This window comes from Streptomyces avidinii, from assembly GCF_045161815.1.
GTDB lineage: Bacteria > Actinomycetota > Actinomycetes > Streptomycetales > Streptomycetaceae > Streptomyces > Streptomyces avidinii.
In genome coordinates this window covers 8,920,300-8,945,422 of sequence record NZ_CP108863.1, presented here as the reverse complement: position 1 = coordinate 8,945,422, position 25,123 = coordinate 8,920,300, and the positions used below count along the sequence as shown (strand labels likewise).

Genomic DNA, 25,123 nt, shown 5'->3' with positions numbered 1-25,123 from the left:
ATGCGGGGTCGCGCAGGTCCGGCGGGGCCGAACTCTGCGGGCGGCCGTCACTGATGCGGGATGCGGATGCCGGCGGCGCGCAGGTTCGTTTCCGGCTGGACGAGCCGGTGGGCCCCTGGCTGCCCGAACTCGCCGACCGCCGGGTGCTGAAGCGGCCCGACGGCGGCTGTCAGTGGGCGGGGGCCCAGAAGGCGGTCAGGTGGCCGTCGCCCGGGGTGAGGCTCTCCCACACGCCCGGAAGGTCCACCACCACGACGCCCGACGTCGGGAGCCCTTCCCTCAGCCGGTCCAGCAGTCTCGGCGGGCCGGTTCCGCACAGGGCCGTGGCCAGCTCGTGGATGCCGGTGTTGTGGCCGACCAGCATCAGGCGGCTCACCCCCGCTCCGCGCTCCGCCAGTACGGTGGCCAGCACGTTCGGGGCCGCGTCGTAGAGCCTGTCGTCGTACACGGCGGGCGGCACGTCCGGGAGGGCCGGGGCGATCAGCTGCCATGTCTGCCGTGTCCTTCGGGCCGGGGAACACAGAACCAGACGGGGCGCGAAGCCCGACTCGGCGAGCCAGCGCCCCGTCTCCGGCGCGTCGGCCCGGCCGCGGTCGCTCAGGGCGCGTTCGAAGTCCTCGGCCACGTCCTTCGGCACGGCCTTCGCGTGGCGTACCAGCAGCAATCGGCATGCGGCCGGCGCGTCGGAGGCCGAGGACCTCACGTGGGGCGCGGGACCCGGGGACATGGCCATCTCCTTCACGGCGGTGCCGGTAGCGGTAGCGGTAGCGGTAGCGGTAGCGGTACAGGCTCATGGTGCGGGGAGGCCGGGGAGTACGCATCCTCATGTGCGCGGCGGCGGTTGCCCGGGCGGTCGCGTCCCTCGCACGCGGCGGGTCCGCTCGGGGGGTGGCGTCCAGTGACGTTTCTGTGGTGAACGGGATGGCCCGTTGGGGTGAGTAAAGACTTGGTATGCCGCAAAACAGGGGATGGCTAGGAAATGATCAGTTTTGGGTAAAGCGCTGCTGCGTCGCAGTCGCTCCCCTCCCCCATGCGCCACGCACCCTCGAAGGAGCTGACGATGAGTTACGGGACCAAGCTGCGGGCCCAGATCGCCGAGCCGGGCACCACACCCCTGATCGGCGTGCACGACATGTACTCGGCCTCGGTCGCGGCCGGGCACTACGACGGGATGTTCGTCTCCGGTTTCGGGTTCGCCGCGTCCCACTACGGACTGCCCGACATCGGGTTCATCGCCTGGCCCGACATGCTGGCCTTCGTCCAGCGGCTGCGCGGAGCGTTCCCGCAGCACCACCTGCTCGTGGACATCGACGACGGTTACGTCGATGTGGAGGTGGCCTGCCACGTGGTGAGGAGCATGGAGCGCATCGGCGCCTCCGGTGTCATCCTCGAGGACCAGAAGCGTCCGCGCCGGTGCGGGCATGCCGACGGCAAGCAGGTCCTGCCGCTCGCCGAGTACCTGGAGAAGCTGGAAGCGGTGCTCGAGACCCGCAGGGAGCTGCTCGTCGTCGCCCGCACGGACGCCACCGAGGAGGCCGACATCCTCCACCGGGCCGAGGCGCTGGCCGCCACGGACGCCGATGTCGTCCTGGTCGACGGTGTCCGCAGCGTCGAGTGGATCCGGCGGATCCGCGACGTCGTCGGGTCCAAGCCGCTGCTCTTCAACCAGATCGCCGGCGGCAAGTCCCCGCGGCTCTCCCTCGGTGAACTGACCGACCTCGGCGTCGACGTGGCCATCTACAGCACGCCCTGCCTCTTCGCGGCGCACCGCGCGATGGACACCGCCCTCGCCGAACTGCGGCTCGCCGACGGGCGGCTGCCCGCCGCGGAGGGCGGCCGGGAGATCGGCGTCGGGGAGTCCACGGAGCTGCTGGCGAAGAACATCGCCCGGCACCAGCCGGTACCTCCCGCGCGCGAGAGCGCGGGCGTATGACCCGCGCGCGCGTGCGGGCCGCCGCCTGCCTGGCGGTGACCCTGATCTGCGGCAGCGCCGGACCCGCCGCCGCCCACGGAAGCCTGATCACCGTCATCGACAACTCGCACTCCGACTCCGTCCTCGAAATCGACCGGACGGCCAATGTGCAGAGCGGGAGCGGGACCGCCGGCAGCGACCACGACGGCAGTGTCGTCGAGGTACTCACCGCCCTCGTCCCCGCCGTGCGCGCCGGCGGCAGCGGCGCCTGACACGAGCCTGCCCCGGCGCTCCTTCGGGAGTGCCGGGGCAGGCTCGCGGTCGGCCGGGTCAGGCGGGGCGGCCGCCGAAGGGGGCGCCGGTGCCGTAGTAGGTGCCCAGCTCCCGGTGGTAGCCGGCATCACCGAGGTGCTTGTCCCGGTGGAACTCGGGCGCGTCCTTGATCTGGTCCTTGGTGCGGTCGACGTAGACCTTCTCCTCGGCCTCGTCGATCCGGATCACCGTGCTCGCCGGCAGCAGGACCTCCTTGCCGAAGATCCACACACCGGTGTCGACGACCAGGTAGGCGTCACCGACCTCGTCGGAGTGCTTGTCGACCTTGCCGATGCTGCCGTCGGTGGCCTCGACCTTGTAGCCGGTGAGGTCCGTGGCCTGCAGACGGCCCGCAGTCGACTTGTAGCTCCATACGTTCTCAGTCACGCGAAACAACTCCTCCGAATTACCTGAGGGCCACCATGATTTCGGCCCTCGTCTTTCGTGCTTCGGCCTGTTCGTCGTGTGCCCCCGTATCGCCGGTTCATTCACGGCGGGCGAATCGGGTGCCGGTTGCGGGTCCCGGTCCTCGACCGGGTTTCCCCCGTCAACCGGTTGCACCTGCCGGGGGAATCGGCTTTCCGGCGTGCGGACTACCAGCGGTACCAGCGTCCGTGGCCGGTCTTCGGGCGGGCCACGAAACCGATCAGCCACAGGATCAGAACCGCGATCGCGAACCACCACAGGATTTTCACCGCGAAACCCGCACCGGCGAGAATCAGGATCAGCAGAAGAACAAGAAGCAGGGGAACCATGATTATCAACCTCCGGACAGTCGAATGCCCAGGGTTTCCCGTCATACACCCGGGATTTTGCGGGTAATTCCGGCCGCCGGCGCCTTCGGGCTGCGAGCCCGCCGCCGGGTTCCGGGCCCGGGCGGGCGGCTTGCTGTTCCTTCTTCTCCCGCGGCGGGCGCAGGTTGCTCAAGCATCTGGACGACACGGGCTACGACGTCGACCGCGAGATCGCCGCCCTGAGCGCCGCCCGGGCCGGACTCCGCGACACGGACACCGCGCCGGACGCGCCGGCCGCCTGACCGTCCGGCCCCGCCCCACCGCGGCGCCCGCGCGCCGGTCCGTCAGTTGAGCTGCAGGACGGTCTCGTCCGCCTCCTCGAACAGCCGGACGATCATGTTGCGGAGCTGCCTCGTGCTGTTGGCCCGGGCGGTGAACAACTCCAGCATGTCGGCGTGCCGTTGGGCGCGGGGTGCTCGGGAGACCCTCTGGGTCCACCCCGCGACCTGGCCCTGCAGGGTCGTCTCGATCACGTCGAATGCGGAGCCGGCGGACTCCTTCGTGATCCTCTTGCTGATCAGCATGTCCGCGATGCGGCCCAGTTCGCGGTGTACGAGGACCAGGGCGACGTGGGGGCTCATCCGGGCGCCGGGGGGCGTCACCTCCCGGTTCGGGTGTTCTTCGATCTCGTCGATCAGGATGTCGATGTCCTCCAGTTCGTCCTCGACGGCGTCCACCGCGGACGCCAGGGTGGAACTGGCCGGCCGCGCCGAAGACTTCACCTCGATCACGGACCCCCGCTGTGCGGGGGGCAGCACGGAGGTGCCGGGCACCGCCCGGTCCGGTGTGCGGATCGGCGTACGTCCCAGTCGTGCAAGGCCGGTTCGGGTGTCCAGGGCGGACGCGAGTGCGCGGTGCAGGTCCGTCTGGTGCTTGGCGAGAAGGGCGTCGAGAGCGGCCTCGGCCGTGGCCTCGGCGCAGGTTCGGGTGTCCTGGTAGTGGTCACTCATTGGTCTCCGCCTCCTTCATCAGACCGAGAACGTGGATCAGTCGCGCGCGTGCACGGGAGTAGGCCTGCCGCACCGCGGCGGGGTTCTTGCCCAGGATCTCGGCGGTCTCCTCGTGACTGAAGCCGTCCAGGTTCCAGGCCATGGCCTCTCTCTCCGCCGGCGACAGTGCCGCGAGGAGGTCGACCATCCGTTGCTGCTCGTCGGTGAGGATGACGAGTTCGACCGGACAGGTGCCGCCTTCCCGGTCCGGGACCGGGTCCGTGGGGAAGGCGCGGCTGCTCGTCTGCCGGAGGTAGTTGCGGTACGCGACCTTGCGGAGGTAGGCCGCGGGGTGCTCCAGCGACCTCCATTTGTCCGGCAGCAGTGTCAGGAACGCCTCGTGTGTGGCATCGGCCGCCTCATAGGGGCTGGCGCCCAGGTGCATGAGGAATGCCGACACCCTGGTCATCTCCACGGTGTAGAACGCCTCGAACCCGTTGTCCTGCTGGGTCGGTGGCGTGTTCAGCAGTGCCGGGGGGACGGTCTTGATGTGGGTCGGGGCGGGCAGCTCTGTCACAGTCACCGCTCCCCGCCGCGGCCGGCGAAGTCGCCGATCAGGATCTCGACCTCGCGGTCGGTGGACCGCTCCGAGAGACGGCTGCCCGGCGGCAGCGACCGGACCCGCTCCGAGAGGCCCTGCTGTGCGACTTCCGCCCGGCGGACCTCCGCCCGCTCCTTGACCACCCTGTACGCCAGTCGGGCCAAGGCGCCGACCACTGCGGTCACCACCGCCGACACCGTCATCATCGTCGGATCCACGATCTGCCTCTCGACTCAGCGGTGCGAATGCGCGCCGCGTCCGGCCCTTGAAGCAACGAGAGGGCCCGAATGTGACATCGCACCGAAAAATTTCGCCGGCCGGGACCTGAGTGGGCGTGACGCTCGCCCGTCCGGGTCGTTGAACCGACAGGTCAGCGAAGTGCACGAAGGCCCCGAGTCGATGTCGGGGCCTTCGTGGTGTCTGCCGGCATGTGGCGCGGGGCCCGGGTCTGCCGTGCGTCCCGGCCCACGGTCGCGATGCCGGGTGTCGTGCTCCGGAGCCGCCCGGGCCGTGACCGGCCCGCAGGATCTGCCGTTGCGGACCGATACTGTCCGTAATGAGACGGATCGTGCCGTTGATGAGGTCGACCGCCGACACGGCCATGGGTGGCGGTGTCCTCCAGGGCCCCGATGACCCGGTCGGCGGCGGCCCCGGTCGTGGGCGTGTACGCAGCTCGCCGGCGCCCCGGCGTGCCCGGCGGGCACGCGATCGCGGTCCGGGGCGGGCGGCCCGCTCTGATCGCCAGAGCGCTTTGCCCTCATTACGTAGATATTCTGTGAAGTGTGATCGAGTCTGGACGGCCGCGGCACCGCCGGCGCCCCGGCCCGGGAAGACTTGTGCGGCTGTCGCCGGTCATCCTGACCGTCGTCATCGCCAGCCTGGCTTACAACACTCCGCCGGACATGGCCTTCAGTCGCCTCCTGCCCGCGGCCCCGGCCCTCGCCGCTGCCATGTGGCCGGTGCTCCCCACCGTCCTGCTCGGGACGGTCTGCCTTCTTCTGATGATCGGCCTCGGTCTGGTCTTCCCCGATCTGGGGACGTGGTGGACGGCTGCGGGGATCATCGCGGTCACCGTGGCCGCCGCGTACGGAAGCCACGTCCGGCTCCAGCGGGAGCGCACCCTCTTCCAGGTGCGGCTCGTCGCCGACGCGGCGCAGCAGGTGGTGCTCAGCCCCATGCCGCGCCGCTTCGGCAGTATCGAGATCGAGTCGCTGTACCTGGCGGCCGCGGCCGAGGCACGCATCGGCGGGGACTTCTACGAAGTGGTCGACACGCCGTACGGGGTCAGGCTCCTCATCGGTGATGTGCGGGGCAAGGGCCTGCCTGCGGTGGGGGCGGCCGCGGCGATCGTCAACGCCTTCCGGGAGGCCGCCTACGGCGAGAGCGACATGGTCGACGTCGCGCGCCGTATGGATGCCAGCAGCACCCGGTACAACGCCGCCTTTCCACCCGAGGGGCCGATGGAGCGCTTCGCCACCGCCCTTCTGGTCGAGATCCCGCACGAGGGCAGACGTATCGGCATCCTCAACTGCGGGCATCCTCCTCCACTGCTCCTGAACCGCGGGAAACTGCGTGTCCTCGATCCGACCGCCACCTCGCCGCTGCTCAGCCTCGCGGACCTGATCGGCGACCGCTACAGCGTCGACTTCTTCGAGTTCGCCCCCGACGACCTGCTGCTGCTCTATACCGACGGGATCGCCGAGGCCCGCGCGCGTGACGGCGAGTTCTTCCCGTTGGAGGCCTGGATGAGTGTGCAGCCCCCCACGCCGCCCGGCGAACTGCTGACGGCTCTTCACCGTGACCTCGTCCGTTACAGCAGAGGACGGCTGGACGACGACATCGCCGCTCTCGCCGTGCGCCTGTGCAGGCCCTGAGGCTGCGGTTCGGCCCTCGGGGTGCGGAAATGCCGGTGGCGGCGCGCGGGTGCGCGCCGCCACCGGGGGGTGCGGATTACTTGGACTGGTAGACGCCGAAGACGTCGAGGACCAGGTCGGCGTCCTGGTCGCCCTGGTTCCAGAAGGTGATGGCGCCGTGCTCGCCGTCGCCGGCCTGCACCAGGTTCGGGACGATCGCGCCGGCCGTCCAGTTCAGGGTGGAGGAGCCGGGGCGCGGTCCGGTGGGTGCGGCGGGCTCGCCGGGTGCGGGCAGCGGGTAGGGGCTGGGGGCCACCGAGAGGAATCCGTCGCCGCCGGTCTCGGTGACGGTGGTGTTCAGTACGTAGGCCTCGACGCCGGTCGCGGTCGCGGCCTCGGGCGTGAATCCCTGTGTGATGGCTTCGCGGGCCCGGAACCTGCCGCCGGGCCAGCCGTAGGCCTCCTCGCGGGTGTCGAGCGTCCGGAACGGGGTGAAGGGCAGGAAGGCGGCCTTGCTGTCCTTGCTGTAGTAGCCGACGACATCGACGACCACGTGGGCCGGCAGATAGGCCCCGTTGAAGATCTTGATCGTTCCGTCCGGGGCCACCGGCACGATCACCGCGTTGGCGACGGTCTGGCCGGCCAGGAAGTTCAGGTTCGATGCCGTCGGGACCGGGCCGTCGCCGGAGAAGGCGGTCAGGTGGCCCAGTCCCCCGGGTTCGGTCACCGTGACGTTCAGTGCCACGGCCGTGATGTTCTGGGGCACCCCGCGCAGCCCGCTGATGGGGGTCGTGAACGCGCTGCGTGCGGCGAGCTTGCCCGGGGACGTGCCGAGGCCCTCGCGGGTGTCCACGAACCGGGCGGGCGTCATCGAGGTGTAGCCGTCGGCGGAGGCCCGGGTGAAGTAGCCGGTGACGTCGGCGATCAGGTCGACCGGCTGCTGGCCGCCGTTGTAGAGCTCGATGTACCCGTCCTCGCCGACCGGCACGATCACCAGGTTCGGGATGGATCGGCCGGCCGTGTAGTTCAGGTTCGAGGTGCCGGGGCGGTCGTAGCCGGCGCCGGGCCACGCGGTCACGTACCCGCTGTCGACGGTCTCGGTGACCGTGACGTTGAGGGCGACCGCGGTGACGCCCGCCGGGACGGCGGCATTGCCCGCCACCTTCACCCGGGCGGAACCCTGCCCCGGGACCTTGGCCGCGGGGGCGCCGGTGCCGGTGCCGTAGCGGGTGTCGAGGAGGCGGGTCGGGGTGTGCGGGGTGAAGTCGGATCCGGGGGTGAGGAAGGCGCCTCCGTTGGTGGCCTGGACGGCGTTGGCGGTGTCGGTCACCGTCACCTTGACCTGGTACTCGCCGGACTTGTCGTACGTGTGGGAATGGTGCAGTTCGGCGGCGCCCTGGGCGGTGAGCGTCTCGGTCTTCCCGTCGCCCCAGGCGATGACGACGCCGAGTGCGAAGTCGGCGCTCGTGATCAGGGTGGTGAGCTCGATGCCGTGTGCGGTGTAGCTGGTTCCGCTGACGTCGACCGCGAGGGTCGGGTTGGCTCCCGCGTCCGGTGCGGCTGCCTGCGTGGTCTGCGCGGCTTGCGCGGTCTGTGGTGCGGCGGTCTTGGCGTTCGCCTTGCCGCTCCCCTCGGCGGCGGCGGGCAGGGCGGTACGGACGGTGCGGTCGGCCGGGCTGTGGAAGCCCTCGGAGGTGGATGCCTCGGCTATGGCCTCGGCCACGCCGGCCGCGACGGGTACGGGATCCGCCGCCTGCGCGGTGCCCGGGATGATGCCGAGACCTGCGGCCACGAGGGCAGCGGTCATTACGAGTCGGTGGTTGCGCACCGGCCCCCCAGTTGTGGTGATGAGCGAAGAGCGGCCACCGTATGGAAAGTTCCGGCCAAGGGTCACGGGGTTCTGACGCGATTCACTCCATAGGGGCCAATGCTTTACCCGCTGTGCGGTTTGCGATCGACAGGAGGGGGGTGCGGCGGCCGAGGGGCAGGAGGTACTGGAGGGGCTGGTCCGGGTCGTGGAGGCCGAGGAGTTCGTGGGCCAGGTCGTCGTGGAAGCCGCCCAGCGGGGTCCCGCCCAGGCCCAGGGCCGTCGCCGTGAGCAGCAGGGTCTGGGCCAGGTGGCCGGTCTCCAGGAGGGCCAGGCGCAGTGCGCGCAGTCCGTAGCGGCGGCGCAGCAGGCCGAGGTCGGCGTAGAGGGCGAGGAGTACCGGTGCCTGCGCGATGCCGATCCAGTCCGGGTCGGCCGACGGGCGCGAGAGGTAGGTGGACAGGGCGGTGATGTCCTCCTGCGGTGCCACCGGGCCGATGCGGCGCAGGGTCCGGCGCTCGGGGACGCAGTCGTAGGTGCCGGCCGGGAGCCCGGCCACGTCGAGGACGAGGAGGCGGACGCGTGCGGTGTGCAGGGCGCCTGCGCTGGGGTAGGGGCGGTGGGTCAGGGTACGGGTCGTGCCGTCGGCGAGGTGCTGCTCGCTGCGGCCGCTGTCGGCCAGGGAGTGCCACAGCAGGGCGCCGAGCGTGCCGGCGTCGAGGGGGCCGGTGAGGGCGCCGCGGAGTGAGGAACGGGCCGCGAGGACGGCGCCCAGGGACACCTGCGGCAACGGATCGGCGGGGAGCGGGACTTCGGCGGCGGCCGTGGCCGGCGCGGTGTCCTCGACGGGGGCGGACGGACGCAGGGCCGAGTCCTCGCCGCGGCCGATCTGGAACTTGCTGCGCTCCAGGTACTGCAGGTCGGGGGCGGTGTGGCCCGGCGGGAAGAATCCGGCCGGGCCGTCCTGCGTGTCCAGCAGGGTGCGCGCGGCCAGCCGGCACACGGCTCGTTCCTCGTCGGGGCTCACGCCCAGCCGGTTGAACAGCATGTGCAGCTGCGAGCCCCAGACCGCGGCCCGGGTCCGCTCCCCCAGGCCGTCGAGCAGTGCGTCGGCCTCCCGGACCCGTTCGGCCCAGTGCGCCGGCCAGGGTGCCGCCGTGCCCGCCCGGAGGCGGTCGCGCAGGTCCGCGGCGCGTCCGCCGAGGGTCGTGCGCTGCGCCGCGTGGACGGTGTTGACGCGGGTGTGGACGGCGGCGGCGGGCAGCAGCGGTACCTCGGTGACCCAGCGCCAGCCCGCCGCGTGCGCGCGCAGCCAGCGTGCGGCGGCGAGCCGGTCCATGCCGAGTGCGTACGCCGTGGTGTGCGCGAGGTCCGCGGCCGCGGTGAGCCGGGACGCGGCCGCGGACCCGGTCCCGGTGGGCAGGGCCCGCAGTACGTCGAGGGCGGTGCGGGTGGAGGCTGCGAAGACGGCCTCGGCGACGGGCAGCGCCTGCGGTCCGCCGTAGCGCCGGGTTTCGGGTGCGTAGGGCACGGCGCGGATCTCGCCGTGCCGGGAGGGCCAGGGGCCGGGTACGGCGGGTACCTGCCGTGCCTTCCGGGCGAGCAGGTCGGGGAGTTCGGGGAGCCGCGCGGTGGTACGGACCCGGATCCGTACGTGGGGGCCGTCCTGCCCGTAGCGGATGTAGAACCAGTCGGTGGCTTCGCCGGCGGCCACGAGGCCGTCGAGGAGCGGGGCCGCGTCATGGACCAGGAAGCGGTCGGTGTCCTCGGTGGTGGAGTGCAGGAAGAGGTGGTGGCTCTGCCAGGTGCCGGCGCCTGTGCCGGTGGCCGTGGCGGTGCCGGTGTCGGTCGCGGTCGCGGTCGCGGTCGCGGTCGCGGTCGCGGTCACCGTGGCGGTGTCGGTGCCTGTGGCGGTGTCGGTGCCTGTGTCGGTCGTCGTCACGTCGTCCGGTCCTCGTCGTCGCAGGTCGGGTCAGGGGAAGGGGTGGGGGTGCAGGGGCAGTTCCTCGTGGCGCCCGGGCCGGGCCGTGCGGCCCAGGCGGTGGGGCACTTCCAGCAGCCGGGTCAGACCGAGGGTGCGCCGGTTGACGTGCCCGAAGGTCATCGGGAGCGCGCCGGGGACGATGGCCTTCACACAGTGCAGGCCGAACCTCTCGCGCAGCCCCGGCTCGCTCTGGTCGACGGTGATCACCTCCAGTCCGGTGCGGGCCAGCCGGTCGACGGTCCGCGTCAGGAGGCCGGAGAGGTCGGGCACCGGTGCGGGGGCGCCGGGCCAGGCCTCGGCGACGGGCACGGCCGGGGTGTCGGCGAAGAGGAACTCCAGCCGGGGGGCGGCCTCCGGCAGGGTGCTCAGCCCGACGTGGTCGTCGAGGGTGAGTACGAGTTCCGGGCGCTCCAGCATGGGCCGCAGCCGCTCGGGGTCGCGCGGTCCTCCCTCGGCGAAGGAGCGGTGCGGTGCCTCCAGAACGTTGGTGACGACCTCGGCGACGGCGGAGCGGATGGCGGCGCGCGGATCGTGGTGGGCGCCGGCCGCGAGGAACATCCGCGGCGCGTCCGGCCGGCCGCCCTCGTAGCGGCAGACCGCCAGGACGGCCGGGACGGCGAAGTCGTTGGTCGCGTCGAGGAGCAGGAGCCGGTAGCCGGCCGCCGCCGCCCGGTCCGCGAGCAGCAGGGTGTCGGTGTCCTCGGCCGGCGGGCGGATGCGGCGCAGTGGGGTGGCGGCGTACCAGGCCATGAGGAAGGCGTCGCGTTCCGCGACCTCGAACAGCCCGTACAGGGCGGCCTCTTCGGGGCTGTTGCCGAGGCCGCAGCCGTTGGAGGACTCGTACACGACGCGCGGGCGGCCCGGGCCCGGCACGTCCCAGTACGCGACGTGCTCGGGGACCGCGGTCGGTCTGCGGTGGGTGAGGGACCAGCCCTGCACCCAGTGGAGCGGCAGGTCCGGGGTGTACGGGACGGTGGGCGAGCCGGGGTGGCCCTGGTGGGCGGGGTCGGGCAGGCCGAGCCGCTCGGGGTCCAGTGCCCGGTCGGGGCCCAGCTCGGCGAAGGAGGCCCGCAGGTCGGTGCGGCGGCCGGTGGGGCGCATGCCCGCATGGCGTTCGACGGCCTCGAAGAGGGCGATGCGCTCGCTGTCGGCGTAGGTGCGCGCCCGACCGTGGCCGCCGTCGTCGACGGACCGGCCGTCGGTGACGAGCGCGCTGGTGAGGCTGAACGCCGAGTCCTCGGAGCGGTGCAGCAGCCGTACGGGCCCGAACCGCTCGTCGTACAGGGCGGTTCGCAGTGCGGCGCCGGTCGTACGGGGGTTGGAGCCGCGCAGGAGGGCCGGGTCGGGTATCGGGCGCGGCCCCGAGGGCAGCGGGCGGAGCCGGGCCTGTGTGTCGGAGGGCAGTGGGTGGCACACGTCGCAGCCGCCGACGGGGCGGACGCGGTGGGTGGACCAGGTGGCGCGGCCCTGGTGGACGATGTGGACGACGGCCGAGTCGTCCTGGTCGAGGAGCCTTTCCCCGTCGAGGAGTTCCTCGTCGAGGAGTTCCTGGACGAGGGCCTCCACGGCCGGGGTCAGGGCCGGTGAGGGCACTCCGGCCAGGGTCAGCTTCGGGCTCTGCCACGGGACCCGGCCGCCCGCGGTGGCCAGGCGCTGGTACTCGGTGCAGACGAGGCAGGCCGCGCCGCCCGGCCGGAGCACGGGTCCGATCACCGCCAGCGGCCCGTCGTAGCGGACCGGGACCAGGGCGACGGGCCGGCGCAGGGCGTGGCGGCTCAGTTCCTCGGCGAGGCCGAGGGTCCAGTGGGTCAGCAGGACCGCGGCCCGGCCGGTGGTGGTGGCCAGGGCGGTGGCGGCGTCCAGTACGGGGGCGGCGGCGCGGGCCGGGGCGGGGGCGGTCATCGGGTCTCCTCGGCGGTGCGCAGCACGGTGAAGCCGAAGGAGCGCAGCAGGCCGGCGGGTTCGGGGGCGGGGGCGGGGTCCGGCGTGGGCGCGGGGCCTGCTCCGGACAGCCGGTGCAGGGTGTCCTGGAAGGCTTCCTCGCGCCCGGCCAGGTCGGCGAGCCAGCCCCCGCTCCAGCCGAGGTCCTCCCAGGCGGCGGTGCGTGCACCGGCCACCGCCAGCGGGGCGACCGCGCCGCCGGAAGGGCGGGGCCGGGCGGCGGACGGCCCGGCCGCGGCGGTGCGGGCGGCGGTGACGGCGGCCAGCGCGGCGAAGGCCGCGGCGTCGCCGGGCGTGGCCTCGACGGCCTCGCCGAGCACCGGGCCCGGCCCGTGCCCCGGGCCCGCCGGGGTGCGGCGGACCACGGCCCGGTAGGCGTGCGCGCGGGGGGCCGCCCGGTGCACCTCCAGTCGCGCGGCGACGTCGAGCCGGTCGGTCAGGATCTTCCACCAGTGGCGCAGCTGCGGGTGGCCTGACCATCGGGCCGGGTCCACCGCGGTGCGCCCGTCCGGGGCGGCCGCGGCGAGGCGGCGGGCGGCGCCGTGGCGCAGGGCGCGGCCGAGGGCGTGCCCGGGGCCGGCTCCGACGGTGAACGTGTCGTCCCCGAGGAGGAGTTCGGCGGCGCGGCAGAACAGTTCCAGCCGGGCCAGGTCCAGCCGGGGCGCGCCGCCGGTCAGGGTCCGGGGTGTTCCGGTGTCCCGGGTGGCGGGGCCGGGGTCGGGGGCGGGGGCGGGGGCGGGGGCGGGGGCGGGGGCGGGGGGGGGGGCGGGGGCGGGGGCGGGGGCGGGGGCGGGGGCGGGGGCGGGCAGTGTGCAGGTGGCGAGGGGTACCGGGAGTTGGGGCAGGTCCCCCGGCAGCGGTCCGGGCAGGGGTCCGCAGCGGGGCTCCCCGAGGGCGGCGATGCGGCGCAGTGCCTCGGCGAGGTCGGCCGGGGGTGCGAGGCGGACGTGGCGGTCCGCGTCGATCCGCCGGGGGCCGAGCCAGCTGTGGAGGTCGGCGCGCGGCGGGCGGGCGTCGGCGAGGAGGACGGCGGGGATCCCCGGGAGCAGCCGGGGGTCGTCTCCCTCGGCGGCCGGGTCGGGCAGTGCGGCGGCCGCGCACAGCAGCCGGTGCGCGGCGGCGCCGGCCAGCAGCGCGGCGAACGCGCCCGGGACCTCGTGGGGTTGCGGTGCGCCGGCTTCCCCGGCGCCGTCGGCGGCGTGGGTGAGCCGGGCCTCCAGGGCCGCGGCGTCGGCGCGTGCCTGGGCGGCGCTGCCGGGGGCGGTCACGTATCCGGTGCTGCCGCTGCGGCCGGCGGCGACCGTCCGGTCCCGGCCGGCGCCGCGGACGGTCAGCAGGACCCGGTCCCCGGGCAGCCCGGGGTCGGGGGTGGGGGTGACGGGCAGACCGCCGGCCTCCAGCGCGCGCACGGCGGCGGTGGCGGCCGGGGATGCCGGGTCGAGGGCCAGGACCTCGGCCCGGGCGGTGGCGAGGGCGGCGGCCGCGTCGGCGGGGTGCGCGGCCGTGGCGTCGATCCACCGTGCGACGGCCGGGTCCGCCGGGCCGGTGGGGGCCGGGGTCGCGGCGGCGGGTGGGGCGGGGACGAGGAGGTCGTGGTCGGCGAGGCGGCCGACGAGGGTGTCGACGGCGGTGCGGACGGACGAGCCCGGCGCCAGGCCCTCCCGGAACTGCGCGAGGCGGCCGGTGCGCAGGGGTTCCTCCAGCAGGCCCCACACCACCGGAACGGCGGTGCTGCCCTCCAGCGTGACGCTGCCGCGCCGGCCCCGCAGGTGCAGGCCGGCGCGCAGCGGTGTGACGGCGGTGCCGGGGCGCAGCCGGTCGCCGGGGTGCGGCCGGGCGTCGCCGTTCGCGCGGCCGCCCGTGCCGGGGTCCGTACCGGGGGCCGTGTCGGGGTTCGTGCCGGTCATGTCCGTGCCTCCACCGCGTCGATGACGGCGTCGATCTCGGTGCGCCAGTCGCAGCCGGTCAGGGCGGGCACGGCGCGGACGACCAGGTGCGCGGCGAGGTAGCGCTCCAGCGGGCGGACGTCGCAGATGGTCAGCAGCCGGTACAGGGCGTTCGTGCAGGCGCGGTGGATGAGGTAGTCGGGGCGGCTCCACATCGCGCCCTGCGGGTCGGCGCGGCGCAGCAGGCGGTGGAACTCGCTGTAGCGGGTGCGGATGTCCTGGTTCCAGCGCTCGTACGCGACGGTGTCGCCGGTGGCGGCGGCCCGGACCCGGTAGGCCAGGGGGTCTCCGTGGAGGTCGGCGCCGGCGTCGTAACGCTCCTGCGCAAGGCGCCAGGCGCCCTGCGAGAAGGCGGCCCAGGCCTGTTCCCAGTCGTCCGCGTGCCCGTCGGCGATCCGTGCGACGAGGGCGGTCGCGGTGTCCCCGGCGCGCTCCGCGTGCCGTTCGAAGGCGGCGCGCAGCCTTCCGTCCGGGTCGTCGTGGAGCAGGAAGTCCTCCAGGTGGGAGACGTAGGACCAGTGCCCGCCGGTCAGGCCGCCGGGGTGGGCGCAGGCGTGGGCCGCGAGGGCGGTCACCGCGAGGCGGAGCCGGGCCCGGTCGGTGTCCTGGTGGCGGCCGAGGAATTCGGCGCCGGAGCGCAGGGCGTCCAGGCCGGACCGCAGCAGGTCCTCCCGCAGTCGGGTCCCGTCCGCTCCGAGCAGGCCCCGTACGAAGGACCGGTCGACGGGCTCGATCCGGACCGTGTTGTCGGGGTGGACCGGCCCGTAGGGCGGGGGGACGAGTTCGGCGCGTCCGGACTCGGCGGCCCGTTCGAGGAGTTGGGCCTCGGTGAGGTCGCTGTGCGAGGGGTGGGCGCGCAGCCGGGCCCGGATGCGGGCGGCCGCGGCCTCGGCGGTGTGCGCCACCCGGGCGGGGTCGGTGCCCTGCAGGCGCAGCCGCAGGTGCGGGCCGTGCAGCCAGTGCCGCTCGACGTGGGCGGCGATCCCGCCGTCGGTCCCGTCGGCGGAGACGGAAACGGAGGCGGCGAGCGGCAGCATCACCTCGCGCAGCAGCGGGGCCTTGACCGGGTGGTGGTAGTACGCGACGACGTCCAGCGCGCTGCTGTCGCGCGGGTCGTCGCCTCCTGCGGGTGCGGGGGCCTCGGGGTCGGGGGGCGGCATGTCCGGTGTGCTCCTCTCCTGGTGCTGCGGGCCGGGCGGGCGGGTCGGCGGGCGGGGCATCGGGCGGGTCATCGGGCCGGGCGTCGCGGGCGGCCGTCGCGGTAGACCTCGAGGACGAGTTCGACGGCCCGGGCGGGCGTGTCCAGGCCGCCGGGTGCGGGCAGTGCCTCTTCGAGGACGACGCCGTCGGTGTGCCGGGACAGCCATTTGGCGAGGCAGCGCAGGTGCAGGGCGTTGCCGAGGTCGGCGAGGTGCGGTTTGGGGCGGGCCAGCCGGCTCAGGAAGTCCTCGGTGGCCCGGCCGGTGGGGGCGCCGGCCAGCGGGTGCAGGAAGATCTGCTCGGGCAGGCCGAGCAGGGCGCGCCAGTGGGCGGCGGCCGCCGCGGGGACCCGGCCGGGGCCGGTGTCGGCGGTGAGGTCGGTGCGCAGCCGGGCCACGACGCCGGGCGGCAGCAGCCAGCGGCGGCGCTGGAGCACCACGTGCCGGTGGCGGAGCCGGGAGCCGACGGTGACGGTGCCGCCGGGCGCGGGCAGGGCGTGGCGGGGGGCGAGGGGGCGGAAGTCGACGACCCCGCCGGGGTGGTCGCCGAGGTGGGCGGCGATGCGGGCGGGCAGCAGTACGGGGGCGAGGAAGCCGGGGTAGAGCACGTCGAGCGGTTCGCCGGTGGCCCGCAGGTGTATCCGGACCTGGTCGGTGGCTTCGTCGTGGACGAGTTCGAGGTCGGCCTCGGAGATCGGGGTGCGGTGCCGGTCGGGGCCGATCTCGTCCGGGACGAGGAGGGGGTGGAGGTTGGCGTTGAACCCGCCGACGGGGCGGATCTGGGCGGGGCGGGCGCCGGGGGCGAGGCCGCGCCGGATCTGCCGGGACATCTCGGCGGTGGCGCGGGGGTCCAGGGAGTCCAGGAAGCGGCTGGCGAACCGGCCCCATCCGCCGTAGACGTGGTTGACGGCCAGCAGTCCGGAGGCGGGGTCGCGCTGGAGGAAGTAGGCGTAGCTGAGGGGCCGTTCGACGGTCGGGGCGGGGAGCCGCTCCCCGAGGGTCTTGAGGGTGTCCGCGGGCAGCAGCGCCTCGTCGCGGTCCCCGGCGGGGTCGGGGGTGCGGTGGCCGGCGGGGCCGCTCCGGTCGCGCAGGGCGTCGGCGATCTCGGCGCGCAGCCGGGCCAGTGGCTCGGTCGCGCTGGGGAACGCGTCGCGGTCGGCGGGGTCGAGGAGGGCGATCCGTCCGGCGGACTCCCAGGCGGCGGTGACGTCGGCGCCGAACTCCCAGGGGTGCGCGCAGCGTCCGCCCGGGCCGTAGCGCTCGACGAAGCGGTCGCGGACGGCGCGGCGGACGAGATGGCCGAGGTCGAAGAGTTCGGCGAGGGCGGTGACCTCGCCGAGCGCCTCGTGGTCGGCGGCGCCGAGGAAGCCGTCGAGGGCCAGCGGGTGCGGGGCGACCACGTCCTCGGACAGGACGGTCAGCGGGGCGGAGGCGGTGGGGACGGGCCGGCCCGCGGCGGCAAGTTCGGCGGTCCAGCGCCGGGTGAGGTCGGTGAGCCGGTCGGGGCGTTCGGCGGCCGGGGCGGCGGCGAACCGGTCGGTCAGCGAGCCGAGTTCGGCGATCCGGTCGGCGCGCTGCGCGTCCTGGGGGTGGCCGGGCGCGAAGGAACGTAGCCAGGCGGCGAGGCGGCGCAGGGGGTCGGGGTCCTGCGGGGGGACGGGGTCCTGCGGGACCAGCAGGCCCGCACGGGCGAGCCGGTCGAGGAAGGCGGCGGCCGCGGCCCGGCCGCCACCGTCGTCGTCGCCGGCGGGGCGCAGCGCCGTGGCCAGGTGCTGCGTCAACTCCGCGAGCGGTACGGGGTTCTCGGCGAGGCCGGTGAGCAGGCGCAGTGCTCCGCCGGAGGCCACTTCCGCCTCGTCCTCGCCGGGCACGAGGTAGCGGCCGCCGGCGAAGGAGGGCCGGTCGCGGGAGTACGCGGCCCGCCCGCCGGCGGTCCGTGCGGTGCTGGTGATGCGGTGGGGCAGGGTGGTGCGGCGGTGCGGTGCGTCGAGGAGGGCGAGGGTCAGCGCAGTGGTCAGGGTGCGGTTGGCCCGTACGACGGACCGCAGGGGGCCGTCGAGGAGGGGTGCGGCGCCCCAGGAGGTCACCGGGCGGGCCGGGCCGGCGGCGAGGGCGGGGCCCGCGGCGGCATCGGGGGCGGGTGCGGGTGCGGGGGTCAGTGGGCCCCATCCGACCGCCGTGAACCACGACAGCGGGCTGGTCTTGGTGCTGGCGCGCAGGGCGTAGCGCAGCACGGTGGGCTCCTCCTTGCGGGCCCGGCGGTCGTCGGCTCCGGTGGCGGCGCGGTTCACGGCGCGCAGCAGGTCGGCGCTGGTCAGGGCGGTGGCCCGGGCGAGGGCGGGTTCGCGGCAGAGGGCGGCGAGTGCGGTGCGTTCGGCGGCGAGGGCGGGGCCGGCGGCGGCGTCGAGGGCGGTGAGGAGGGTGTCGCGGTCGGCGCGCAGGGTGAGCCAGGCGGCGAGCCGGGGCAGGCGGGCCGGGAGGTCGCCGAGTCGGGCGAGGACGGCGGGGCGGGGTTCACGGCCGTTGTGCAGGGCCCGTCGCAGGGGCAGGACGACGTCGCGGTGGAAGTCGGCGGGGTGGCCGTCGCGGGCGGCGTACAGGTCGTCGCAGAGCGGTGCGGCGGTCAGGGCCAGTTCGGTGTCGAGCCGGTGGAGGCGGGCCAGCAGGTCGCGGAAGGCGGCCGGTGCCGGCTGCTGGGCCGGGTGGGCGAGCACGGTGGCGCGGGCCAGCGCGTAGGGGGCGGAGCGTACCCGGTAGCCGTCGGCGCCGGGGGTGGGGTGCGGCTGCGGCTGCGGCTGCGGCATGGGTTCCCGTCCTGTGGGTGGGTGCGGCGCGCGGGCTTCCCGCCGGGCACGGGGCACGGCGGGAAGCGTCTGCCGAGCGGTGGTGCGGTCATGCGGTGGTGCGCCGGTGTCCTGCGTTACACGGGGAGTTCCGGCAGCTGCGGGTGTGCGCAGGAGGACGAGCCGCAGGAACAGGAGCTGCCGCCGTTGGACGCGCCGCCCTCGGGCAGTGCGACCGTGTCCCGCATGGAGGTCACGGTGAGTTCACCGAGGTCGAGGTCGTCGAGGTCGAAACCGGATGACTGTGTGCCGTCGTTCATGGGTTTCCTCTCGTGTTCGGGGTCGGGGTCGGATCGGGCCGGGGTCAGGCCTGGAGGGCGACCGCGTCGTGCGGCTGGGCGCACGACGACGAGCCCTGGCAGGAGCAGGAGCCCCAGGACGCGCCGCCCTCGGGCAGTGCGGCGGTGTCCCGCATCGAGGTGACGGTGAGGTCGCCGAGGTCGAGCTCCAGGTCGTGGAGTTCGGCCTCGGGGGTACGCGCGGCGTCGGACATATGTGTCTCCCGGGATGTGGAAGCGGAAAGCCGAAGGTGCACTGAACGTCGGTCGGCCGGATCGTTCGAAAGCATTGCGAGGCCTAACGGAGGGCGGCAAGCGCGTGGGACTTCTGCTCGCTACCTGGGCAAGTCCGGTTCGACTCGGTCACGTTGCTGCCGGCCGAAACCGGCCGTACGGGTGTGCCGGCCGGTGTTCCGGCCGCTCTCCAGTATTCCCCGGGGTCCCTCGAGGCCCGCCGGAGCGTAAGCGGCCGCATTTTCCCGGTGGGGGCTCGGGAATTGCGAGGTGGGGCGGTCCGAGCCGGATGGCGCAGGCCGGGTGCGGGCCGGCGACTTCCGGCAGACCGGAAAGCGGTGGTCCGCGGTCCGCAGGGCCTGGGTGGACATCCGGTCACGGGAAGGGGATTCGGCCGTACCGGGATTTCCGTTCCCCCTTTCCCGGTCGCTTTTCCGTCACACGACGCAGGGGGCGGAATCGGTTTTCCGCCACTCGGGGGCCACCCCCGATCGGATTTCATTCATCATGCATTTATCGCATGCCCGCATGCGACCGCCGAGATCAATTGTCCGATTCGGACACCGATATGACGGAGTATGTTCTTGACCAATCACCTCAGGCCCGGTTCTTCCGGCCCACGGCTGTTCCTGGCGCTGCTCGCGGCCCTGTGCGCAGTCATCGGTACCACCGCGCTCGGTACGGCCCCGGCCGCAGCAGCCGACCAGCGTCGCCCGATCTATGCCGTCGCGCACCGCGTCAACACCCTGGACGGCGTGGACGCCGCGCTCCGGCACGGCGCCAACAGCATCGAGATAGACGTGTGCGCCTGGTGGAACCCGAACGAATGGCGGGCCTATCACGACTGTTCCTCGGCCGGCGACAACCGGCTGGGCCCCGGCTTCGACAGCATGATCGACCGCATCCTCTCCCACGCCGGCTCGGGACGCCGGCCGGCGCTGGTCTGGCTGGACATCAAGGACCCGAACTACTGCGGGGAACGGGAGAACCGCGGGTGCAGCGTCGCCGGACTGCGTGACAAGGCACAGCGGTTGACGGCCGCCGGGATCCCGGTGCTCTACGGGTTCTACGAGTACCACGGCGGCAGCACCCCGGACGTCGGCGGCAGGGGCTGGAAGAGCCTGGAGGGCCGGCTCGGCGCTCTGGAGGGGATCACGACGACCGGAACCCGCGACCGGGTGCGGGATGCGTTCGACCGGTCCGGTTCCGGATTCCCGGCGGGTCGCCGGGTGATGGACTACGGCGACAGCGACATCACCAAGGGGTTCGGCAACTGCACGGAACCCACTTACTACACGTGCGCGGAACTGAAGAAGGGTGCCGGGGACCGTGATGCCGGACAGCTCGCGGCCACCCTGTCCTGGACGACCACCTACAACGATCCGTGGTACGTCGACAAGCTGCTGGGCGAGGGGCGTGTGGACGGCATCATCGCGGGCTACGGGGCCTTCACCGGGGTGCGCGAGTACGACGACAGCTGGCAGTGCGCCAATGCCGTCGGCCTCGTCCGTGACTGGGTGAACCGCCACAGCGGCACGCATCGCATGGCCGGCCCGGGTGACCGCCTGTTCCGGTAGGGCACGCGCATCGCCGGTCGCACCGATGCGTGTGGTGCGTGTGGTGCGTACCGGTGCGGATGCCCCGCGGCGGTCGTTGCACCGGTTGCGGCCGATCGGCCGGGCGCGGAGCCGTGGTTCACAGGATTTCGATCGCACGTACGATGCCGGGCATGATCGTCGCTTCCGTCGACCCCACCTCTCAGGCTTTCGCCATCGGCGAGGTCATCGGAGTCATGTCCGCCGCCGCCACGGCTGTCGGACTGCTCTGGTGGCTGACCCGCTCCTGGCGCAAACAGTCGGCCCCGCCCGGCACCGACCCGGCATCGGCTCTGCGCGAGAGGAGGAAGCGGACCGGTTTCATCGCCGGTGCGACCGTGCTGATCGCGGTGGTCGCGAGCGTGAAGGCCGCGGCCTCCTACCATCCCGAACCCCGCGCCGTCGAGGCACGCGCCTCGGACGGCGCCCAGGAGTCCCTCGTCATCGTCCTCCCGGCCGCTTTCGAGGACTACCGCCTGCTGAGCGGTGAGGCCGCCGAGCGCGCCGAGACCGAGGTGCTGGCCGGCCGTGAACTCCCGCACAGCATGAGGACCGGCTACTACGATCGGGGCGCGGACGGATCCTTCGACCTCTTCGTCCTGGTCAACAGCGCCGACTGGGACCCCAAGGTGGCCGAGGACAAGGCGACCAAGTCCATCTCGCAGGAGTTCCGCAACTACTTCACCGCGGCGAAGGCCCGCGACGTGACCGGTTTCGACGCGGGCGAGCACGGCGGCGGCCTCAGCTGCGGCCTCGTGGCGGGCCCCGACGGCGACCAGACGCTCTGCGCGTGGAGCGACGCCGCCAACTTCGTCGGGGTACGGCTGGTCCGGGAGAGGGACCTGGCCGGCGCCGCCCGGACCACCCTCGCGCTGCGCAACGCGGCCACACGCTGACGTACGTGCTGCCGGTCCCCTGATCCGGCCGGTCTCTTTGCGAGAGTACGCAGTGGTTGGTTCGGGTTCGGTGCGACGGTCCACGCGGGCGACGGCGAAGGGGTGCAGGCGTGCGGAAGCCGGCGATCGTCGAGGCGCCGTCCGTGCTGGGGCTGCGGCCCTCGGGGGTCCAGGACCTGCCGGCGGCTCTCCTCGGTGCCGGCCTGGCCGAGCGGCTGGGGGCCGTGCGGGCCGGCCGGGTCGAGGCCACGGCGTACGACCCGGGGCGGGACGGGAGCACGGGGATCCTCAATCCGCTCGGCATCGCACGGTACTCGCTCGCCCTGGCCGACGCCGTCGGCAGCGTCCTGGACGGTGGTTTCTTCCCCGTGGTCCTCGGCGGCGACTGCAGCATCCTGCTCGGCAACCTCCTGTGCCTGCGGCGCCGCGGACGGTACGGCCTGCTGTTCCTCGACGGCCACACCGACTTCTACCAGCCGGCGGCGGAGCCGACCGGCGAGGCGGCCTCCATGGAGCTCGCACTGGCCACGGGCCGTGGGCCCCGGCTGCTCGCCGACCTCGAGGGCCGCGGGCCGCTGGTGCGCGACGAGGACGTCGTCGCCTTCGGCTTCCGTGACGCCTGCGAGTCCGCCGGGGCCGGGATGCAGCCCCTGCCTCCGGGGCTGCTCACCGTCGATCTGGAGGGTGTGCGTGCGGCCGGTGCCGGCGCGGCGGCGCGCCGGGCGATCGAGCGTCTCGGGGACGGCGGGAGCGCCGGATTCTGGGTCCATCTCGACGTCGACGTCCTGGACGACGCCCTCATGCCGGCCGTCGACTACCGCATTCCCGGCGGGCTGACGTGGCCGGAGCTGGAGAGCGTGCTGCGGATCGCGCTGGCCGACGAACGCGCCGTCGGACTCGATGTCACGATCTTCAACCCGCGCCTGGATCCCGACGGGACACTGGCCGCCCGTCTCTGCGCGTGCCTGTGCCGAGGGTTGTCGGCGCGGACCGGCCACGGGAGTTGAGCGGCGACGCGCACCCGGGAGGGGTGGCGGGAGGGGCTTCAGGCGGGCAGGGCGGCGAGCCAGTCGGTCAGGATGCGGTTGATCTCGGTGGGGCGCTCCTGCTGGATCCAGTGGCCGCAGCCGTCGAGGATCCGGGAGGAGACCAGGCCGGGCAGGGTGGTGGGGAAGGCCTTGATCGCATCGGCCATCCATGTGGTGGAGGCGTCCAGGCCGCCGCCGACGAACAGGGACGGCTGGGTGAGGGGGGCGCCGTCGAGTTCGGCGAGGTCCTCCCAGTCCCGGTCCATGTTCCGGTAGCGGCCCAGGGCCCCGCTCAGGCCGGTCCGCTCGAACTCCCCGGCGTAGACGTCCAGGTCCCTCTCGCCGAGCCAGCCGGGCAGCCGGCCGGTGGGGAAGCGGTCGCGCAGTTCTGTGCCCCGGCCGACGAAGTGCGGGCCGGGTGCGTCGGGGGCGGGCATGGTGTCGGCGGAGAAGGCGGCGTAGAAGCCCGCGAGCCAGCCGCGCACGTCGGGCTCGATCTCGGCCTCGGCCCGGCCGGGCTCCTGGAAGTAGGAGACGTAGAACTCCTCGTCCCGCTCCGCGCCCAGCCGGGTGAAGACCGTGCTGGGCCGTGGCCCGCCGCGCGGGGCGTAGGGAACGCTGAGCATCCCCACGGCGCGGAAGACGTCCGGTCTGAGCAGGGCGGAGTCGGCGGCGATGACCGAGCCCCAGTCGTGGCCGACGATCACCGCGGACCGTTCGCCCAGGGCGTGCACCACGGCGGCGTTGTCCGCCACCAGTTCCGGCATCCGGTACGCCTGCAGGTCGCCGGGCCGGGAGGAACGGCCGTAGCCGCGGACGTCGATCGCGGCCGCGCGGTATCCGGCCGCGGCCAGGGCCGGCAGCTGGTGGCGCCAGGAGTACCAGGATTCCGGGAAGCCGTGCACGAGCAGCACCAGCGGCCCGGTGCCCTGTTCCACCACGTGGATCCGGCCTGCGGGCGAGGGGACCAGGCGGTGGGTGGCTTCCGGGGCCTGCTGCGACATGAGTCCTCCAGGGTTCTCGACCTGCCGTGCGCCAGGATCGCTGCCCCGATCATGCGAGGGGCGGCGCGGGGGCGGCGAGTCCTGTTGCCGGTTCGGCAAAAAGGGAGTGGTGCCGGGTGCGGCCGCTCTCCCCCGCCGCTCCCCGCCGCCGCTCCCCACCGCCGCTCCCCCGCGTGACCGCGGCCCGGACCGGGCGGCCGGTCCGGGCTCTATTCGGCCTGGAGCGCGGCCAGCCGTTGTGCGAACGGCACGATCGTGAAGCCGTTCGCCGGATCCGTCGAGGTGATCGCCCCGGTCAGGGAACGGGGTGCGATCGCGGCGGCGGTGTCGATGTCCGGGGCTGCCGCGGGAGCGGCGGGCGCCATGGAACGTGCCAGCTCGGTGCCCGCGCGGGTGATCCGCCGGTCCAGTCCCTGCTCGCCCCAGTCCTCCGAGGCCGCGTACACGGCGGTCGGCAGGACGAGTGCGCGCAGGTAGGTGAACAGCGGGCGCAGGGCGTGTTCGGTGACCAGGCTGTGCCGGGCGGTGCCGCCGGTCGCGCCGAGGAGGACCGGCTTGCCGGTGAGGGCGTCCTTGTCGATGAGGTCGAAGAACGACTTGAACAGGCCGCTGTACGAGGCCGCGAACACCGGTGTGACGGCGATCAGGCCGTCCGCGGCCGCCACCGCGTCGAGGGCGGCGGCCAGCCGGGCGGGCGGGAACCCGGTGACGAAGTGCTGGGCGATCTCCGCCGCCAGCTCCCTCAGCTCCACCACCTCGGGTTCGGCGTCCACGCGGTCCAGCGTCGCGGCCGTGAGCCGGTCGGCGAGCAGCCGGGTGGAGGAGGGCGAGCTCAGCCCCGCCGATACGACGACGAGCTTCATGCCTGCGGCTCCTCCTTCGGGGTCTCCCGGGCCGCTGCGACGCGGGCCGGGTGGGTCGGGGCGTCCGGTACGCCGGCCGGGCGCAGGTTCGCGAACTCCTTGCGCAGGACCGGTACGACCTCTTCGCCGAGGAGGTCGAGCTGTTCCAGGACGGTCTTCAGGGGCAGGCCCGCGTGGTCCATCAGGAACAGCTGGCGCTGGTAGTCGCCTACGTAGTCCCGGAAGGACAGGGTGCGTTCGATGACCTGCTGGGGCGAGCCGACGGTCAGCGGTGTCTGGGAGGTGAACTCCTCCAGGGACGGGCCGTGGCCGTAGACCGGTGCGTTGTCGAAGTACGGGCGGAACTCGCGCACCGCGTCCTGCGAGTTCTTGCGCATGAAGACCTGGCCGCCGAGTCCGACGACGGCCTGCTCGGGGGTGCCGTGCCCGTAGTGGGCGTAGCGCTGCCGGTAGAGGTTGACCATCTGCTCGGTGTGGGAGGCGGGCCAGAAGATGTTGTTGTGGAAGAAGCCGTCGCCGTAGTAGGCGGCCTGTTCGGCGATCTCCGGCGAGCGGATGGAGCCGTGCCACACGAAGGGCGCGACGCCGTCCAGCGGGCGCGGGGTGGAGGTGAAGGACTGCAGCGGGGTGCGGAACTTGCCCTTCCAGGTGACGGTGTCCTCGTCCCACAGGCGGCGCAGCAGGGCGTAGTTCTCGATGGCGAGGTCGATGCCGTCGCGGATGTCCTTGCCGAACCAGGGGTAGACCGGTCCGGTGTTGCCGCGGCCCATCATGACGTCGACGCGGCCGTCCGCGACGTGCTGGAGCATCGCGAAGTCCTCGGCGATCTTCACCGGGTCGTTGGTGGTGATCAGCGTCGTGGACGTGGACAGGATCAGGTTCTCGGTGCGTGCGGCGATGTAGCCGAGCATCGTGGTCGGCGAGGAGGGGACGAACGGCGGGTTGTGGTGCTCGCCGGTGGCGAAGACGTCGAGGCCGACCTCCTCGGCCTTCTGTGCGATGGCGAGCATCGCCTTGATGCGTTCGTGCTCGCTGGGCACGCGTCCGGTCGTCGGATCGGCCGTGACGTCGCCGACGGTGAAGATCCCGAACTGCATGGCTCCC

Annotated in this window: 23 protein-coding genes; 6 read left to right on the top strand and 17 right to left on the bottom strand. The window is 73.7% G+C overall.

Annotated features, from left to right (window positions below; all coding sequences use genetic code 11):
• Window positions 1-169: 169 nt before the first annotated feature.
• On the bottom strand, window positions 170-727 hold the full coding sequence (locus tag OG373_RS40735; RefSeq protein ID WP_405435115.1) for a SixA phosphatase family protein: 558 nt from the start codon (window positions 725-727) through the stop codon (window positions 170-172).
• 333 nt (window positions 728-1,060) lie between these two features.
• Between OG373_RS40735 and OG373_RS40730 the strand changes: the two genes are divergently transcribed.
• Complete coding sequence (locus tag OG373_RS40730) at window positions 1,061-1,933, top strand: oxaloacetate decarboxylase (protein ID WP_405435116.1); 873 nt, start codon at window positions 1,061-1,063, stop codon at window positions 1,931-1,933.
• The gene (locus OG373_RS40725; RefSeq protein ID WP_405435117.1) at window positions 1,930-2,184 is read left to right on the top strand and encodes a hypothetical protein; all 255 of its coding nucleotides are present in this window, start codon (window positions 1,930-1,932) and stop codon (window positions 2,182-2,184) included. The genes OG373_RS40730 and OG373_RS40725 overlap by 4 nt, the downstream gene beginning before the upstream one ends.
• Before the next feature lie 58 nt (window positions 2,185-2,242).
• Here OG373_RS40725 and OG373_RS40720 read toward each other — a convergent pair whose 3' ends face one another.
• The 5 genes from OG373_RS40720 to OG373_RS40700 all read right to left on the bottom strand — a co-directional run bounded on the left by OG373_RS40720 (window position 2,243) and on the right by OG373_RS40700 (window position 4,766).
• Window positions 2,243-2,611, bottom strand: a complete 369-nt coding sequence (locus OG373_RS40720; protein WP_405435118.1) for a PRC-barrel domain-containing protein — start codon at window positions 2,609-2,611, stop codon at window positions 2,243-2,245.
• Window positions 2,612-2,817: 206 nt separating this feature from the next.
• Window positions 2,818-2,979, bottom strand: coding sequence for a hydrophobic protein (locus OG373_RS40715; protein ID WP_397738155.1), 162 nt, complete (start codon window positions 2,977-2,979; stop codon window positions 2,818-2,820).
• A 323-nt stretch (window positions 2,980-3,302) separates the two neighbouring features.
• The gene (locus OG373_RS40710) at window positions 3,303-3,968 is read right to left on the bottom strand and encodes a hypothetical protein (RefSeq protein WP_405435119.1); all 666 of its coding nucleotides are present in this window, start codon (window positions 3,966-3,968) and stop codon (window positions 3,303-3,305) included.
• Entirely contained in the window at window positions 3,961-4,524 is a 564-nt protein-coding gene (locus OG373_RS40705) for an RNA polymerase sigma factor (protein WP_405435120.1), read from the bottom strand. The genes OG373_RS40710 and OG373_RS40705 overlap by 8 nt, the downstream gene beginning before the upstream one ends.
• 2 nt (window positions 4,525-4,526) lie before the next feature.
• The gene (locus OG373_RS40700; protein WP_405435121.1) at window positions 4,527-4,766 is read right to left on the bottom strand and encodes a hypothetical protein; all 240 of its coding nucleotides are present in this window, start codon (window positions 4,764-4,766) and stop codon (window positions 4,527-4,529) included.
• Between the two features lie 684 nt (window positions 4,767-5,450).
• On the opposite strand from OG373_RS40700, the gene OG373_RS40695 reads away from it, so the two are divergent.
• Window positions 5,451-6,422 carry a PP2C family protein-serine/threonine phosphatase gene (locus OG373_RS40695; protein WP_405435122.1) on the top strand — a complete coding sequence of 324 codons (972 nt, stop codon included), beginning with the start codon at window positions 5,451-5,453 and terminating at the stop codon, window positions 6,420-6,422.
• 76 nt (window positions 6,423-6,498) lie between these two features.
• Here the strand turns inward: OG373_RS40695 and OG373_RS40690 are convergent, their stop codons facing one another.
• The 8 genes from OG373_RS40690 to OG373_RS40655 all read right to left on the bottom strand — a co-directional run bounded on the left by OG373_RS40690 (window position 6,499) and on the right by OG373_RS40655 (window position 18,614).
• Window positions 6,499-8,208, bottom strand: a complete 1,710-nt coding sequence (locus OG373_RS40690) for a PKD domain-containing protein (RefSeq protein WP_405443885.1) — start codon at window positions 8,206-8,208, stop codon at window positions 6,499-6,501.
• 103 nt (window positions 8,209-8,311) lie between these two features.
• A complete protein-coding gene (locus tag OG373_RS40685; RefSeq protein ID WP_405443884.1) occupies window positions 8,312-10,150 on the bottom strand; it encodes a thiopeptide-type bacteriocin biosynthesis protein in 1,839 nt (612 codons plus the stop codon).
• Between the two features lie 30 nt (window positions 10,151-10,180).
• Window positions 10,181-12,094 carry a TOMM precursor leader peptide-binding protein gene (locus OG373_RS40680; RefSeq protein WP_405435124.1) on the bottom strand — a complete coding sequence of 638 codons (1,914 nt, stop codon included), beginning with the start codon at window positions 12,092-12,094 and terminating at the stop codon, window positions 10,181-10,183.
• Window positions 12,091-14,040: a hypothetical protein gene (locus OG373_RS40675; protein ID WP_405443883.1), complete on the bottom strand. Its 1,950-nt coding sequence runs from the start codon at window positions 14,038-14,040 to the stop codon at window positions 12,091-12,093. The genes OG373_RS40680 and OG373_RS40675 overlap by 4 nt, the downstream gene beginning before the upstream one ends.
• The gene (locus tag OG373_RS40670) at window positions 14,037-15,239 is read right to left on the bottom strand and encodes a lantibiotic dehydratase C-terminal domain-containing protein (protein ID WP_405435126.1); all 1,203 of its coding nucleotides are present in this window, start codon (window positions 15,237-15,239) and stop codon (window positions 14,037-14,039) included. The genes OG373_RS40675 and OG373_RS40670 overlap by 4 nt, the downstream gene beginning before the upstream one ends.
• Before the next feature lie 68 nt (window positions 15,240-15,307).
• Window positions 15,308-18,082, bottom strand: coding sequence for a hypothetical protein (locus OG373_RS40665; protein WP_405435127.1), 2,775 nt, complete (start codon window positions 18,080-18,082; stop codon window positions 15,308-15,310).
• Between the two features lie 116 nt (window positions 18,083-18,198).
• Window positions 18,199-18,381 (bottom strand): thiazolylpeptide-type bacteriocin, encoded by a 183-nt coding sequence (locus tag OG373_RS40660; RefSeq protein WP_397738182.1) that lies wholly within the window; start codon window positions 18,379-18,381, stop codon window positions 18,199-18,201.
• A gap of 44 nt (window positions 18,382-18,425) precedes the next feature.
• Window positions 18,426-18,614 (bottom strand): thiazolylpeptide-type bacteriocin, encoded by a 189-nt coding sequence (locus OG373_RS40655; protein WP_189974056.1) that lies wholly within the window; start codon window positions 18,612-18,614, stop codon window positions 18,426-18,428.
• 603 nt (window positions 18,615-19,217) lie between these two features.
• On the opposite strand from OG373_RS40655, the gene OG373_RS40650 reads away from it, so the two are divergent.
• From OG373_RS40650 to OG373_RS40640, 3 genes are all read left to right on the top strand, one after another.
• Window positions 19,218-20,210 (top strand): phospholipase, encoded by a 993-nt coding sequence (locus OG373_RS40650; RefSeq protein ID WP_405443882.1) that lies wholly within the window; start codon window positions 19,218-19,220, stop codon window positions 20,208-20,210.
• A 152-nt stretch (window positions 20,211-20,362) separates the two neighbouring features.
• Entirely contained in the window at window positions 20,363-21,124 is a 762-nt protein-coding gene (locus OG373_RS40645; RefSeq protein WP_405435129.1) for a hypothetical protein, read from the top strand.
• 110 nt (window positions 21,125-21,234) lie between these two features.
• A complete protein-coding gene (locus OG373_RS40640) occupies window positions 21,235-22,131 on the top strand; it encodes an arginase family protein (RefSeq protein WP_405435130.1) in 897 nt (298 codons plus the stop codon).
• 38 nt (window positions 22,132-22,169) lie between these two features.
• On the opposite strand, the gene OG373_RS40635 is transcribed toward OG373_RS40640, so the two are convergent.
• The 3 genes from OG373_RS40635 to OG373_RS40625 all read right to left on the bottom strand — a co-directional run bounded on the left by OG373_RS40635 (window position 22,170) and on the right by OG373_RS40625 (window position 25,116).
• Window positions 22,170-23,156 (bottom strand): alpha/beta fold hydrolase, encoded by a 987-nt coding sequence (locus OG373_RS40635; protein ID WP_405435131.1) that lies wholly within the window; start codon window positions 23,154-23,156, stop codon window positions 22,170-22,172.
• Window positions 23,157-23,365: 209 nt separating this feature from the next.
• Complete coding sequence (locus OG373_RS40630; RefSeq protein ID WP_405435132.1) at window positions 23,366-24,019, bottom strand: CE1759 family FMN reductase; 654 nt, start codon at window positions 24,017-24,019, stop codon at window positions 23,366-23,368.
• Window positions 24,016-25,116 (bottom strand): LLM class flavin-dependent oxidoreductase, encoded by a 1,101-nt coding sequence (locus OG373_RS40625; RefSeq protein ID WP_405435133.1) that lies wholly within the window; start codon window positions 25,114-25,116, stop codon window positions 24,016-24,018. Before OG373_RS40625 ends, OG373_RS40630 begins: the two co-directional genes overlap by 4 nt.
• Between the last annotated feature and the right edge of the window lie 7 nt (window positions 25,117-25,123).